The sequence below is a fragment of the Leptotrichia sp. HMT-225 genome (assembly GCF_030644325.1).
GTDB classification, from domain to species: Bacteria; Fusobacteriota; Fusobacteriia; order Fusobacteriales; family Leptotrichiaceae; genus Leptotrichia; species Leptotrichia massiliensis.
In genome coordinates this window covers 909,862-923,540 of sequence record NZ_CP130323.1, presented here as the reverse complement: position 1 = coordinate 923,540, position 13,679 = coordinate 909,862, and the positions used below count along the sequence as shown (strand labels likewise).

The following is a 13,679-nucleotide window of genomic DNA, read 5'->3' as shown; positions in this document are numbered from 1 at the left end:
TTTCTTCCTTCCCTTCTAAAATTTAATTTATTTTTTTATTAAAGTTCCAGCTCCTTCCTCTGTAAACAGCTCCAATAATAATGAATGTTCCAGCTTCCCATTTAAAATAACTACATTTTCCACACCATTTTCAATCGCATCTAGGCAAGTCGTAACTTTTGGCAGCATTCCACCACTAATAATTTCTCGTTCAATTAAATCGTTCACTTTTTTCACATCAATTTCATCAATAAGCGTCTGCTTATTATTATAATCAAGTAAAATTCCATCAACATCTGTCAAAAATACCAATCTATCTGCCTTTAATTTCCCAGCAATCGTGCCTGCCACATAATCGGCATTAATATTGTATGTCTGACCATTCTTGTCAATTCCAATAGATGAAATCACAGGAATCACATCATTCGACTCCAACAATTTTATTACTTCCGTATTAATTTCCTTAATTTCTCCAACAAACCCAATATCAATCTTCTCTCCATCAACTTCAGCAAACTTCTTCTCAACAAACACCATATTCCCGTCTTTTCCACTAAGTCCAACAGCTTTTCCACCATATTTATTAATATCCGCAACAATTCCTTTATTTACTTTCCCAGAAAGCACCATTTCCACAATCTCCACAGTTTCTTCATCAGTCACACGATTTCCATCAATAAATTTGCTCTCTTTTCCAATTTTTTGAAGCATTTCATTAATCTCAGGCCCGCCACCATGCACAATCACAGGATTTATCCCAACATATTTCATAAGAACTATATCTTGAATAAACTGCTCCCGTGCAACAGGATTGACCATCGCACTTCCACCATATTTAATCACAATCGTTTTATTATGATACTTTTTTATAAATGGCAACGCTTTTACCAAAATTTTTGCTTTATCTAAATTTGAAATCATATTTTCCCTTTCTTTTTATCAAAATTTTCTCATTTCTTTAATTTTTTAAAAAAATTAACTATCTAAAAAAATCTAACAGACAAATAATTCTCAAAATTATAAAAATTATTAAGTATGGTACTCCGCATTTATTTTCACATAATCGTAACTCAAGTCACATCCCCACGCAGTCGAAGAAAATTCTCCATCATTCAGTTCAATCAAAATTTCAACTTTCTCATTTTTCAAAATTTTAACAGCCTTTTCGTTGTCAAATTCTATTCCCATGCCATTTTTTGCAACTTGGACTCCTTTCTGTAAAGCATTAATATCATTTCCAAGAAAAATATTTACTTTATCAACAATAAGTTGTGCTTCAGAATAACCTACAGCACAAAGGATTCTTCCCCAGTTTGGATCTTCCCCAAATACAGCCGCTTTAAAAAGGTTTGAAGTTATTACTGATTTTGCAACTTTTTGTGCGTCTTTTTTACTTTTTGCCCCAGTTACAGCAACTTCAATTAATTTTGTTGCCCCTTCCCCGTCTTTTGCAATCAGCTTTGCCAGCTCCTGATTCACAAAATAAAGTGCCTCTTTAAATTTGCTGTATCCTTCAGAATTTTCATCTACAATTTTTTTATTTTCAGAAGCCCCATTAGCAATAACACAAGCCATATCATTTGTACTTGTATCTCCGTCAACTGAAATCATATTAAATGTGCTGTCTGTGATTTCGGAAAATATTTTTTGCAGCAACGATTTTTCAATATTTACATCCGTTACTGTGAGAGCCAGCATTGTAGCCATATTTGGGTGTATCATCCCAGAACCTTTTGCCATTCCCGCAACTGTTACTGTTTTTCCATCTATTTCAATTTCTGCACAAATCTGTTTTGTAAAAGTGTCCGTCGTCATAATCGCAGTTGCCGCATCATTTCCCCCATTTTCCGATATTTCCTTGCAAATTTTACTAATTCCAGTTTCTATCTTTTTCATATCCAGCTGAACTCCAATAATTCCAGTAGACTGCACTAAAATCTCCTCTTTTTTGAGTCCCAGCTCATTTGCTGCAAATTCCGTCATTTTTTTAGCATTTTCAAGTCCAGTTTCTCCAGTACACGAGTTAGCATTCCCGCTATTTACAATAATCGCCTGTGTATTTCCATTTTTTATATTTTCCATATTTAAAATAATCGGAGCCGCTTTTACAAGATTTTTTGTAAACACTGCAGCCGAAACTGCCTTTTTCTCGCTATAAATCAATGCCAAGTCTTTTTTCCCACTTTTTTTCAACTGTGCCGATATTCCTGCCGCCTTTATCCCTTTAACATTAGTAATTGTCCCATCTTTTATTATTTTCATAAAAATCACTCCTTTTAAAATTAAATATACATTGATAAAAATTCCAGCCCCATATTTTCTTCAAGCTCAAACATAATATTCATACTTTGAACAGCTTGTCCACCTGCACCTTTTACGAGGTTGTCAATCGCAGAAATTACAATAATATTTCCAGTTTTTGAGTCATAACGGACACCAATTTCACAAATATTGCTATTTTTCACATTTTTTATCTCGGGCAAATTTTCAGTAACCCTTATAAAATACTCATTTTTATAAAAATCATTATAAATTTCATAAATTTTTTCTTCTGTCAAGCTTTCCTTCCATTTTTCATTTACTTCCAGATAAATTGTTGAAAGAATTCCCCTATTTATTGGCAATAAATGTGGAGTAAAAACTACATTCATATCGTTTTCTGATAATTTATCCATTTCCTGCTTTATTTCAGGCGTATGTCTATGCTTTAAAACTCCATAAGCCTTAAAACTTTCATTTACTTCTGTAAAAATCGTATCTATTTTGGCACTTCTCCCTGCTCCTGAAACTCCAGATTTTGAATCAATTATTATTTTATCCGTTTTTACAACTTTATTTTTTAAAAGCGGTGCCGCTCCCAGTATTGCCGATGTCGGATAACACCCGGGACAGGCAATAACTTGACTTTCCTTTATTCTTCCCCTATTCAGCTCAGGCAAGCCATAAACTGCACTCTGATTAATTTCAGGAAACTCATGCTTAACATCATACCATTTTTCATAAGTTTCCGAGTCATCCAGCCTAAAATCTGCTCCCAAGTCAAAAACTTTTACATTATTTTCGAGCGCCTTCTTAGTCATCTTTTCCGACAATCCATGTGGCAATGCCAAAAACAGCACATCAATTTTTCCAAAATTTTCCTCAGCCTCTTCCTGCGAAATTAATTTCTTCTCAAAATATTTTTTATAATTTGCATACACTTCGCTCATATTCTCTCCAGCATTTGAATACGAAGAAATAAATTCAATTTCCACTTCTTTATGATTATTCAATATCCATACAAGCTGCTGCCCAGCATACCCAGTCGCTCCAATAACTCCAACTTTTATCATAATTACCATCTCCCTGCATTTTTTTATAAAAAAAAGCCCTTTTTACAGGCTCTAAATAAAATTATACAAATTGTATATAAAAACAAAGAGCCAACAACCCAAAGGTCATTGGCAAAAGTAAAATTTTTATGTAAAACAGGAATCCATTATAAAAATGATTATACACCATCTGACAAGGGTTTATAATTTAATTGTGTAAATTTATTATCCCTTATCCTTCTTATTATTTTCATAATCTTTTCCTCCTATCATTTTAATTTATTTTTTGATAAATCTATTATAGCAGAAAAATAATCTAAAATCAATATATCAAATATATAAGTTTTAAATGTTATCATTAATAAAATTAATCCTTTAGCTTTTATAATCTTTTATTTTACAATTTCAAAATCGACTAGTATCGGTAAATGATCTGAAAGCTGAGTTTGTATAACTGCATAACTTTTTACTTTTATTTCCTTTGAACAAAGTATAAAGTCAAGTTCCCGCTTTGGATTCCAACTCGGAAAAGTTGGCTCTTTCCTTATGTTTATATTTTGCAGGTTAGAAGCCTGTAAAAACATTTCAATTTCCTCTTCTCCCCAGAACACATTAAAATCTCCAGCGACTATAACTGGCTTTTTGCAGTTTTTCACAAAATTGTAAAGCTGTACAATCTGTTTCTGTCTCGTTTTTCCACCAAGTGCCAAATGAACTAGAAACACCACAATATCTTCCGTTTCCACCTCGATAATCAATTTTTTCATTCCAATATCCAGATAATGAAATTCTTCCCGTAAAACAGGTTTTTTAGAAAGTAAGGCATTTCCCTGCTTTCTTACCATCGGGAATTTCATATAATTAGAATCTTCCTCATATTTGTACTGATAAACATTATTATTTCTAGTAATTCTTCCAAGAAGCGTAGCCTGATTTCTGCTGTACATTCTAAACGAGCCAAGATCAACTTCTACAAGTCCCACAATGTCAGGCTTATATTTATTAATAAATTTCCCAATTCGATAAACATGCCTTACAGAACGTCCCAAATACCCTCGCATATGTTTAAACGGCTGATTCAAATATTTTCCAGTCCCGTATCGAATATTATACAAAAGAAATTTCATTTCTCCTCACTTCTCTTTCCCATATTTACAAAATTATATTATAAATCCAAACCTCTTTATAACAATTCCAGTTTAAAACAAAAGTGGAAAACTAGACTCCGTATATAGTCAATCCATCGCTTTTTTCACATCTTTAATCCAATTTCTAAGTTGAGTGATTAATACTGAATATTTATTTTTTTACTATCCCAACTCCATCTCCAAACGGCAGCAGTACAAAATTATACTCTTCATTCAACTTTTCTATAAACTCTTTGAGCCTTTTTACAATTGTCTTATATCTTTTTGGAATTTCTTCCTTATCTGCCGCAACCAGCCCACGAAACATGAGATTATCAATAAAAATAATTCCATTTTCATTGAGAAGTTCATAACTCATTTCAAAAAACTTCAAATACTGACCTTTCGACGCATCAATAAAAATAAAATCATATTTCACATTCTTATCAAGTTTCGGAATTTCTTCCAAAGCATCTCCAAAAATCATCTTATTCTTTTCAAATAATCCAAGTTTCTTAAAATTTTCCACAGCTTTTCTATAACGAATTTCATCAATTTCCATTGTTGTCAAAAACCCGCTATTTTCATTAGCGAGTTGTGCCAAAAATAGCCCTGAATAGCCTGTCGCTGTACCAATTTCCAAAATATTTCGAGCCTTTATATTTCTAGCAGTAAAAATCATATAATTTAGCACTTCATCTGTAATAATCGGCACATTTTCATCTAAACTTTTGTTTTTTATATCTTGTATAATTTCATTCCTTATTTTAAACAAATTCTGTGCATATTTCGATGATTCTATAAAATTTTCTATCATAAATTTTCCTTTTTTCTTTTATTGTATATTGACATTCATTTAAAATTAAACCTCCAAAATTTTAGCGGCATGTTTATAATCTTTGAGTCAAATTTTAAACTATCTTTGCCATAGTCTAAATTTTTTTAGAAAAACCAAACACTTTATTCCCCTTTTTAAAATATACATTTTTTTATTCGCTTATAGGAAACCTTTCCTCCCCTTTGCTACGAATAGTTTCTAATAAATCCTGTATTTTAATAGAGAATAGCATTTTTGTGTTAAATCTAAAATTCCAGTTTTCAACTTTAATTTTTTATATTTTTAATTTAATATTTACAGCATTTCCCCCATTTTAAAAATAGGCAGCATAACTGAAAATACAATAAGCCCAATAATTACTCCGATAAAAATTATCGAAAGCGGCTCAAACATTTTTAAAAACCATTTTATTTTCTCACTAACTTTTTCGTAATAAATTTCATTCAAATTAAAAAATGATATTTTCATTTCGCCGGTCTTTTCTCCAATTGCAAGGAAACTTACGTATTCATTATCAAAAAAAGTCGTATTTTTAAAGGATTTTTGAATACTCTCACCCTTTTCTATTTTCAAAATAATTTTTTTCAGTTCCTCATTTAAAATATAACTTTTGGAATTTGTACACATTTTTAAGGATTGAATCAATGGAACATTGGCATCTGTCAGAGAATACATATTTCTTGTAAAATTCAATATACAAATATTTTTATACATTTGCCCAATCAGTTTCATTTCTAAAAAAAATTTTTCAAAATTCTTTTCATTTTTTCCTTTCCAATTTTTTAATCCAAAAAATGAAAAAATTATGGCAATTAAAAGAAAAATACCATATTTATCCGTTATTTTACTAATATTTATCACAATTTGCGTAACCTTTGGCAATTCCTGACCAATATCAGAATAAATTATCACAAATTTAGGCACTACAAATTTTAACAGTATGAATACAATAACCAATGCTGTAATTATAACTGTTACTGGATAAATGCTCAAATTTTTCACATCTTTTTTTATTTTCTGATTAAACTCGTACTTTTCATACAGATTCTTAAAGACTATTTCCAAATTTCCAGTTTCTTCCCCAATTTTAATCATTTCCATAAATTCCTTATTTGCAGTAATCTTTGAAAAAGCCCTATGAAGAGAAACTCCCTTTTCAATCTGCTGTTTTGTGCGAATTATCTTACTTTTCAAATCTCCACTATAATTCTGTGCAACTATTCCAAGTGTATCAATTAGCGAAATTTTGCCATTTAATAAATAATATACACTTTTTGTAAATGATAGCAAGTCTTTTTCACTAAGTTCCTTTTCCTTGCTCTTTATAATACTTATCATTTTAATTAACCCTCCCCTTTGATTAATTACAAATCAATTATTATTTTCTGTTATTTTCCAACGCAATTTTCCCCAATGCAATTGATCCAACAAATCCTGCTTCATCCCCAAGTCCAGGATAAACAATATAGTCTTCAATTTTTTCTAAAATTTCATCTTTTTGAACATATCCATTTAAAAATTCTACCACATATTTTCTAATTAACGGGAACAATTGTTTTTGTTTCATAACTCCTCCACCCATAATTATTTTTTGTGGAGATAAAATTAAAGTGTAGTTTACAACAGCCTGAGCCAAGTAATATGCTTCCATGTCCCAAACTTCATCCCTATCGGCAAGTTCAAATCCTTTTTTACCCCATCTGTCCTCTATTGCAGGCCCTGCCGCCATTCCTTCCATACAGTCCTTATGGAAAGGGCATCTTCCTTCAAATTTATCGTCTTTATGTCTTTTCAAGAATATATGTCCCATTTCAGGGTGAGTCAAACCTTGAAGCATTTTACCATCAACAACTGCTCCAGCCCCAATTCCAGTTCCAACAGTAATATACATAACATTTTTCAAATTTTCTCCAGCACCCCACCAGCTTTCCGCAAGCGCCGCTCCATTTACATCAGTATCAAATTCCATTGGAACATCATAATGTTTTTTCAACTCTCCTATCAAATCATAATCGCTCCAGTAAGGTTTTGGAGTTTTTGTAATATATCCGTAAGTTTTAGAGCCTTTTACAGGATCAATCGGTCCAAAGCTCCCAACACCCATTACATCAAATTCCTTGTCTTTAAAATATTCGATAACTTGTGCCATTGTTTCTTCAGGAGTTGTAGTTGGAATACTTACCCTATCAATGATTTTTCCGTCTTCAGTTCCCAATCCACATATAAATTTTGTTCCCCCAGCTTCAACTGCCGCAATAATTGCCATAATTTCACTTCCTTTTCTTTTTAAATTTTTATTTGTATTTTTTTTATTTTAAAACACCTTTAAATTAAAGGACATTTCATTTTTATATATTTTTTAATATATTGTCATTATCCTTGTAAAATTCTATTATTTCATCTTGCGTTGCAGTAGCTGTTCCTATTTTTGCCACTACAATTCCAGATGCCATATTTGCAATTACCCCAGCCTCATACAAATCCGCTCCAGCACATATCGAAAGTAAAAATGTCGATATAAAGGTATCTCCAGCCCCTGTAACATCATAAACTTCCCTTGCCACAGTCGGTATCCTCTTATGTTTTGTTCTAAACAGCGAAACTCCCTCTTCACTTCGAGTAAGCACAACGCTGTCCAGTTTTAAATCATCCTTTAACTGAGCCATTTTTTCAGCAATTTCTTCCTCGCTCGTAAATTTTTTCATTCCAAAATAATCCAAAATTTCTTTTCTATTTGGAGTCATTGAAGTTGCTCCAACATAATTTTTAAAATTCTGCGGTTTTGGATCAACCATTACTTTTTTATTATGTTTTTTTGCTATTTCTATAATTCTTTCTGATAAATGTTTTGTAAGCAACCCTTTATTGTAATCAGAAATCAGTACTGCATCAATATTTTCAATATTTTTTTCAAAATTTTCCAAAAGTTGATTTTGAATATCTTCTGAAATATCAGTATCTTTTTCCCAATCCAATCTAAGTAACTGTTGGCCTTGTGACAAAACTCTGCTTTTAATAATTGTTGGACGTGTTTCATCCTTCACAATTCCAGCAGGATTCACATTTTTATCTTCAAGCTCCTTTATAAATTTTTCTCCATTTGCATCATTGCCAATTACTCCATAAACGAAAACTTTTGCTTCAAGCGAAGTCAAGTTATTCGCCACATTTGAAGCTCCCCCTAACACAAATCTTTCCTCTTCAATATTCACAATTGGAACAGGCGCTTCAGGAGAAATTCTGTTAACCTTCCCAATTAGATACTCATCTAGCATCATATCACCAATTACAGCTATTCTGACACTACTAAATTTTTTTATTATTTCTTCAAGCCTTTGAATTGAAATCATCTTTATCCTTTCCTTAAATTCAAATTCATTAATTTACTGTTTTAAATTATAATTTTAGTCTTTATTTAATATTATACTACATATTTTGGAAATTTTCAGTATAATTTGTAAAGTTTTTCATTTGAACTGAAAAAAGTTTAAAATGATTATTTTTTAATTAAGTTTTATCTTGAATTACTGCCTCAATTTCAATGTAAATATCCCGCATTTCCCTATTAGTACGTCGATACTTAAACAGCGGACCAATTATAGGAATTTTTGATAATACGGGTACTCTTCTGATTGTTTCCTTGCTCACATCCTGCTTTAGCCCTCCAATAAAAGTTGAGCCACCATTATTCAAAGTAATTGTTGTTTTAGTCTGGTTCTTCTGTTTAGCTCCAGAAGACGCATTATAACTTGAAGTTAGTTTAAAGTTGCTTATTTCTGTATCAATTTTAAGCAGAATTTTCTTTATTCCATTAATTTTTCTAATTTCAGGATTTATCCTAAATACTATACCTGCTTCAGAAAAAATTGGCTCTACATATTCTGTATCTTTCTTTGTAGTCTTTTTTTCTCCAACAAGAACTTCCTCTGTAACCTTTAATTCTCCTTCCTCATTTTCCATAATCATAAGTGTCGGCATAGCCTCAATCCGTATATCTCCATTTTCCTTCAGCAAATTAAAATCTATTCCTAAAAATCGTCCTCCTTTTGAAAAAATTGACGCAATCGAAACTTCTCCATTTAAAAATTTTGCCACCAGATTATCTTTAGTCGCATTAGAATTATTACTATTTATGCTCCAGTCGATTCCAAGCCGCTCAAAAAGATTTGAACTTGTATCAATTATAGTTCCCTTTATTATAATTTGCTCTTTTTCCTTATCCAGCGACTTTATAATCCTTTTCATCTCCTCAACTTTACTCTCATCTCCACTAAAAATTACTTTATTATCAATTCCAATAACTTCAAATCCAAAAAATCCATTAAGTGCCTCAGTAATATCCTTTACATTTCTGTATTCCAAGTCAACTTCTCCAGTTTTCTTTTTAACTTCCTTTACAGTCTGCTGTACATTATTCTGATTCTGTCCCTGACTCTTATTTTCCTCTTTTTTAGTTACAGGATTATTATTTTTATTATCCTGCTTATTACTGTTTTCCCCCTTATTATCACTATTTTCCTTTTTTTCAGCCTGCACTTTCTTCGGAACTTCATAAATAAATATTTTTTTAGCATTTTCCACATCGCTCTTATTCACATAATCAGCCGCTTTCGCTCCAAAAATATTACTCAAAGCAATCAAAAAAGCCAAAAAGCAAACAATTAACAATCTGTAACTTCTCTTTTTTTTCAAAATTTTAATCCCCACTTTCAAATATGTGATTTATGCAATTTTCCCTTTATTTTCAGCATTAATTTTCTTTTTGTCTATAACTTTCTCTATAAAGCCAAGCGAAATTTTAAATCCATCGCTCGTGAGTTCCATAAACATTTTGGAAGTATCAATATATTTTCTGCTTTTATTCACAAAATAAATAAACTTCCCAAAATCATTAAGACTTCCATACATCGTAAAATGAATATATTTGAGCCTATATCCATTGCGTTCCCACACATTTTCTGACTTTGAGATTTCTTTCATTTTAAGCCCGCTGTCATGCGAAAACACATAAATCATCTTTTTAAATTCAGATTCATTTTTTATCGACAAAAACGACAATCTTTGAGTCAATGCCAATATTTGATTGTATTCTCCCATAATTCTTTCACGTTCTGACTTTTTCTCCTCCACTACATCTACAATCTTACTTTCCAGATTCCTTTTATTCTCAATCAAAATCTTCCTGTTACTCAAAACTTCCTTATACTTCCCATACTTTTTATTAATATTCACCATCATAAAAACAATCCCAGCCAAAAGTATTAATATTTTCAAATTCAATTTTATCATTTTATTTCTTCCTATATTTTTTTATTCAATCAAAAAAACTTCAAGTTTCGATTATTTACCTAAAATCCTAAATCTATTTAATTTTTACACATTTCATTTTAAAAAGACTCAACCACATATTCAAAAACAGTCGCTGTATCATTATCCTTCAAATACCCCAATTCAGAATTCGGATATTTTCTCAAAATATTATTCTCAAATCTCTCAAAATTATTAAAATTCTCCATCTCCCCCTGGACAGTCCACTTTGTATTCTCATAATTAATTTTCGTATAACCAATACCATTTTTACTATTTTCAACTAAAAATTTTATAACTGAATAATATTCTCTCCTTTTTATCGCTCCATCAATTTCACGAAGTGTGGCAAGCTCCTTTGAATAATCTGGAATTTCCTCAGCCTTCTTATTTAAATAGTCCTTTTCCAGCGATTTTATCTCCTTCTGAATAATTTCATTTTCAACAGTTTTTTTCTGAAGTGGAATTGAATTATAAATCCCAAAATACGCAATGATACAAATTCCAGCAATAACAACATCAGAAAATTTTATATTTTTTACGCTCTCTTTATCAAAAATTGCCGTTTTCTTCACAAAATCAGGACTATCCGAAAGTTCAGCCCCTGTAAATATAACTTTTACATCATTTTCTCCACTTCCAACAACTATCATATCTCCAAAATCAAAGTTTTCAAAATCATTCACATCCTCAGTTTTCAACTCAATTTTTTCCACTTCAGCAATTTTCTCATTCTCAATCAAAATTCTAAGGCTATTTTCTTCCCCAATCTGTAAAATCTCTATTCTATCACTTTTATTCCCTGACTTTACACCATTATCAAAAATTTCTTGATTATCACTACTCTCTTCATTTATATCAATTTCCTCTATTTCACCAAAATTTCTATCAATATCTGAATTTTCAATAATTCCTGTTTCCTGGACACTTTCAAAATCCCCTATCACATTCTGAAAATTTTCTTCATTTCCCAAAAAATTATTTTCATTTTCAAAATTTTCATTCTTATTTATTTCAAAATTTCCGTCCTTATAATAATTATAAACAGCATCAAAATCTATTTTCAGCTCCGAAATTACCATAGAATATTTTTTCAGGCAATTTTTTACTTTATTAATCTCCCTTTTATCCAAATAAATATCTAAAAATTGATTTTCCAAATGATTTATAACGAATTTTCTATTCACTAAATTAATCTTTTTCTTTAAAATTTTCGAAATATCTTCCAAATTTACAGACTTTTTCTCTACCTTTTCACCATTATTTTCTTTTTTATCAGATTTTTCCACATTTTCTCCAAAATTACTAAATAAAAAATATGAAAAATGTAAAATTACAGTTACTTTCGTATTTTTTTCAGTCTGATTTTCCTCAATAAACGATTCTAAAGCCATTTCTAGTTCCTGATTTTCAAAAAAATATATTTCTTCGTTAAAATATATATAAATCTTATTTTTACTTCTTATATATATTTTTATTCTGTCTCCCATCACTCCCCCTTTAATATTTTATCTTATTTCTAAGTATTCCATTTTGAACAGTTCTATAAAAAACCTGATTCCAAAACCTTCATTTCCACTTCCAGCGAACTTAATCTCCTAAACTCTACCTTTTCCTGAAACAATATTTCTTCATTCAAAATTTTCCTTGCAAAAATAACTTTCAATTCACTATAAACCTTATTTTCTTCAAGCGGTAAATAATGTTCATTATCATTGCTGTCCTTTACAGATTTTATAATGTAATTTCCTATACTTTCAGTTTCTTTTGGTAAAAAAACTAAGTTTTTTATCTCAATAGTCTGTCCATTTTTTTTAAGAATGCTATCAAAATACCGTTCCTTCTTATCTAGCGAAACTCTATTCCCATCAAATAAAATCCCTTTATTCAAAATTCGTTCTACATTCTGATTTTCCTTCTGTATCAAAAAGTTCTTCTCAACTTTATTTTCCTTTTGGCTTTTCAAAAACACCATTTCCTTTTTTTGTCGCACATAGTAAGCAAAATTAATTGAAAATGCTGAAATTATTGACAAAATTACCAAAACATAAACAAGGCTAGCCCCCTCATTTCTTTTTTTTATATCCTTATTTTTTCCGCCAAGTCTTATATTTTTCAATAACCTAAAATATCTATTCCCCATTATCCAAAACCTCAATTTAAATTCTCACAGCCCTAACACTATCATTTCTATTACTATTTAACTTAATAATCAGTAATTCCCCCACTTTCTCAAACCTTGCCTCACGAAATTTCCCAACTTCAACCCTGCTTCCAAACTTTCTTAAATTTTCAGCATCTGAAATATATAATTTTCCTTTATCAAATTCAATTTTGTAAAAAATCTCATTCAATTTAAAAACTATTTTATTTTCTTTAACAAAAATGTTATTATTCTCTCCCTCATAAGAAAATCCCTGAATATCTCTATTCTTTATATCCAAAACAATTTTATCCATCGAAAAATACATCTTCTCATACATTTTCTGATTATCCTTCTTTGCCTTTTCTACTATAACTAAACGTTTTAAGAACACAGAAACTACGAATACAAGAACAGAAAATATAAACATACTTAATAATATTTCAACTAATAAATATCCTTCTCTTTTTTTCATTTATTTTCCTCCTGCAAACTAATTTTTTAACTGCTTTCATCAATATTTGGAAAATAATAATCCTTTATTTTATCAATATTTATTTCAAAAATATATTCTTTCTGTCCAAACTCATTCATAAAATACCCATCCGCCCTCTTTATTTCTACATTTATTTTATCTTCCTGAAACTTTCCTTTTTTGTCCCGTTTTTGTTCCAAATGTTTCAAAACTTGATATTTTTTATCAACTGCAAATCTATTATAAAAATCCTCCACTTTTGAAATCTCATATTTTCCAATAAAATTTACAATTTCATTATATTTTTTTGCCTTTAATATTTCAGCCATATTTTCAATATTTACATTCTTTTCATTTAAATTATCGACTTTGATATCCGTTTTAAATGTCTGTAAAAATAAATTTGCAACTGGTACAATGATAACTGTTACAAAAAACATCGAAATTAAACTCTCAATTAAAGTTTCTCCCCTATTCTTTCTCATATTTTCCCCAACTT

General features: G+C 30.2%; 14 protein-coding genes. All 14 read right to left on the bottom strand.

Features of this window, described 5'->3' with window-relative positions; translation table 11 throughout:
• Positions 1-27 precede the first annotated feature (27 nt).
• The 14 genes from argB to QU666_RS04505 all read right to left on the bottom strand — a co-directional run bounded on the left by argB (position 28) and on the right by QU666_RS04505 (position 13,665).
• On the bottom strand, positions 28-900 hold the full coding sequence (gene argB / locus QU666_RS04570) for an acetylglutamate kinase (protein ID WP_021769975.1): 873 nt from the start codon (positions 898-900) through the stop codon (positions 28-30).
• 108 nt (positions 901-1,008) lie between these two features.
• Complete coding sequence (argJ, locus tag QU666_RS04565) at positions 1,009-2,241, bottom strand: bifunctional glutamate N-acetyltransferase/amino-acid acetyltransferase ArgJ (RefSeq protein WP_021769974.1); 1,233 nt, start codon at positions 2,239-2,241, stop codon at positions 1,009-1,011.
• 20 nt (positions 2,242-2,261) lie between these two features.
• Positions 2,262-3,311, bottom strand: coding sequence for an N-acetyl-gamma-glutamyl-phosphate reductase (argC, locus tag QU666_RS04560; RefSeq protein WP_021769973.1), 1,050 nt, complete (start codon positions 3,309-3,311; stop codon positions 2,262-2,264).
• A 371-nt stretch (positions 3,312-3,682) separates the two neighbouring features.
• On the bottom strand, positions 3,683-4,417 hold the full coding sequence (locus QU666_RS04555; protein ID WP_021769972.1) for an endonuclease/exonuclease/phosphatase family protein: 735 nt from the start codon (positions 4,415-4,417) through the stop codon (positions 3,683-3,685).
• A 172-nt stretch (positions 4,418-4,589) separates the two neighbouring features.
• On the bottom strand, positions 4,590-5,234 hold the full coding sequence (locus QU666_RS04550) for an O-methyltransferase (protein ID WP_021769971.1): 645 nt from the start codon (positions 5,232-5,234) through the stop codon (positions 4,590-4,592).
• A 315-nt stretch (positions 5,235-5,549) separates the two neighbouring features.
• A complete protein-coding gene (locus QU666_RS04545) occupies positions 5,550-6,593 on the bottom strand; it encodes a type II secretion system F family protein (protein WP_021769970.1) in 1,044 nt (347 codons plus the stop codon).
• Positions 6,594-6,633: 40 nt separating this feature from the next.
• Complete coding sequence (locus tag QU666_RS04540; protein WP_021769969.1) at positions 6,634-7,521, bottom strand: ROK family protein; 888 nt, start codon at positions 7,519-7,521, stop codon at positions 6,634-6,636.
• Between the two features lie 82 nt (positions 7,522-7,603).
• Positions 7,604-8,605: a D-glycero-beta-D-manno-heptose-7-phosphate kinase gene (gene rfaE1 / locus QU666_RS04535; protein ID WP_021769968.1), complete on the bottom strand. Its 1,002-nt coding sequence runs from the start codon at positions 8,603-8,605 to the stop codon at positions 7,604-7,606.
• 157 nt (positions 8,606-8,762) lie between these two features.
• Positions 8,763-9,947, bottom strand: coding sequence for a type II secretion system protein GspD (locus QU666_RS04530; RefSeq protein ID WP_036071686.1), 1,185 nt, complete (start codon positions 9,945-9,947; stop codon positions 8,763-8,765).
• A 30-nt stretch (positions 9,948-9,977) separates the two neighbouring features.
• The gene (locus QU666_RS04525; RefSeq protein WP_021769966.1) at positions 9,978-10,544 is read right to left on the bottom strand and encodes a hypothetical protein; all 567 of its coding nucleotides are present in this window, start codon (positions 10,542-10,544) and stop codon (positions 9,978-9,980) included.
• Positions 10,545-10,642: 98 nt separating this feature from the next.
• The gene (locus QU666_RS04520) at positions 10,643-12,052 is read right to left on the bottom strand and encodes a hypothetical protein (RefSeq protein ID WP_021769965.1); all 1,410 of its coding nucleotides are present in this window, start codon (positions 12,050-12,052) and stop codon (positions 10,643-10,645) included.
• A 53-nt stretch (positions 12,053-12,105) separates the two neighbouring features.
• A complete protein-coding gene (locus QU666_RS04515; RefSeq protein WP_304984869.1) occupies positions 12,106-12,681 on the bottom strand; it encodes a hypothetical protein in 576 nt (191 codons plus the stop codon).
• Between the two features lie 40 nt (positions 12,682-12,721).
• On the bottom strand, positions 12,722-13,180 hold the full coding sequence (locus QU666_RS04510) for a hypothetical protein (RefSeq protein WP_021769963.1): 459 nt from the start codon (positions 13,178-13,180) through the stop codon (positions 12,722-12,724).
• Between the two features lie 26 nt (positions 13,181-13,206).
• Complete coding sequence (locus QU666_RS04505) at positions 13,207-13,665, bottom strand: prepilin-type N-terminal cleavage/methylation domain-containing protein (protein ID WP_021769962.1); 459 nt, start codon at positions 13,663-13,665, stop codon at positions 13,207-13,209.
• Positions 13,666-13,679: the final 14 nt, after the last annotated feature.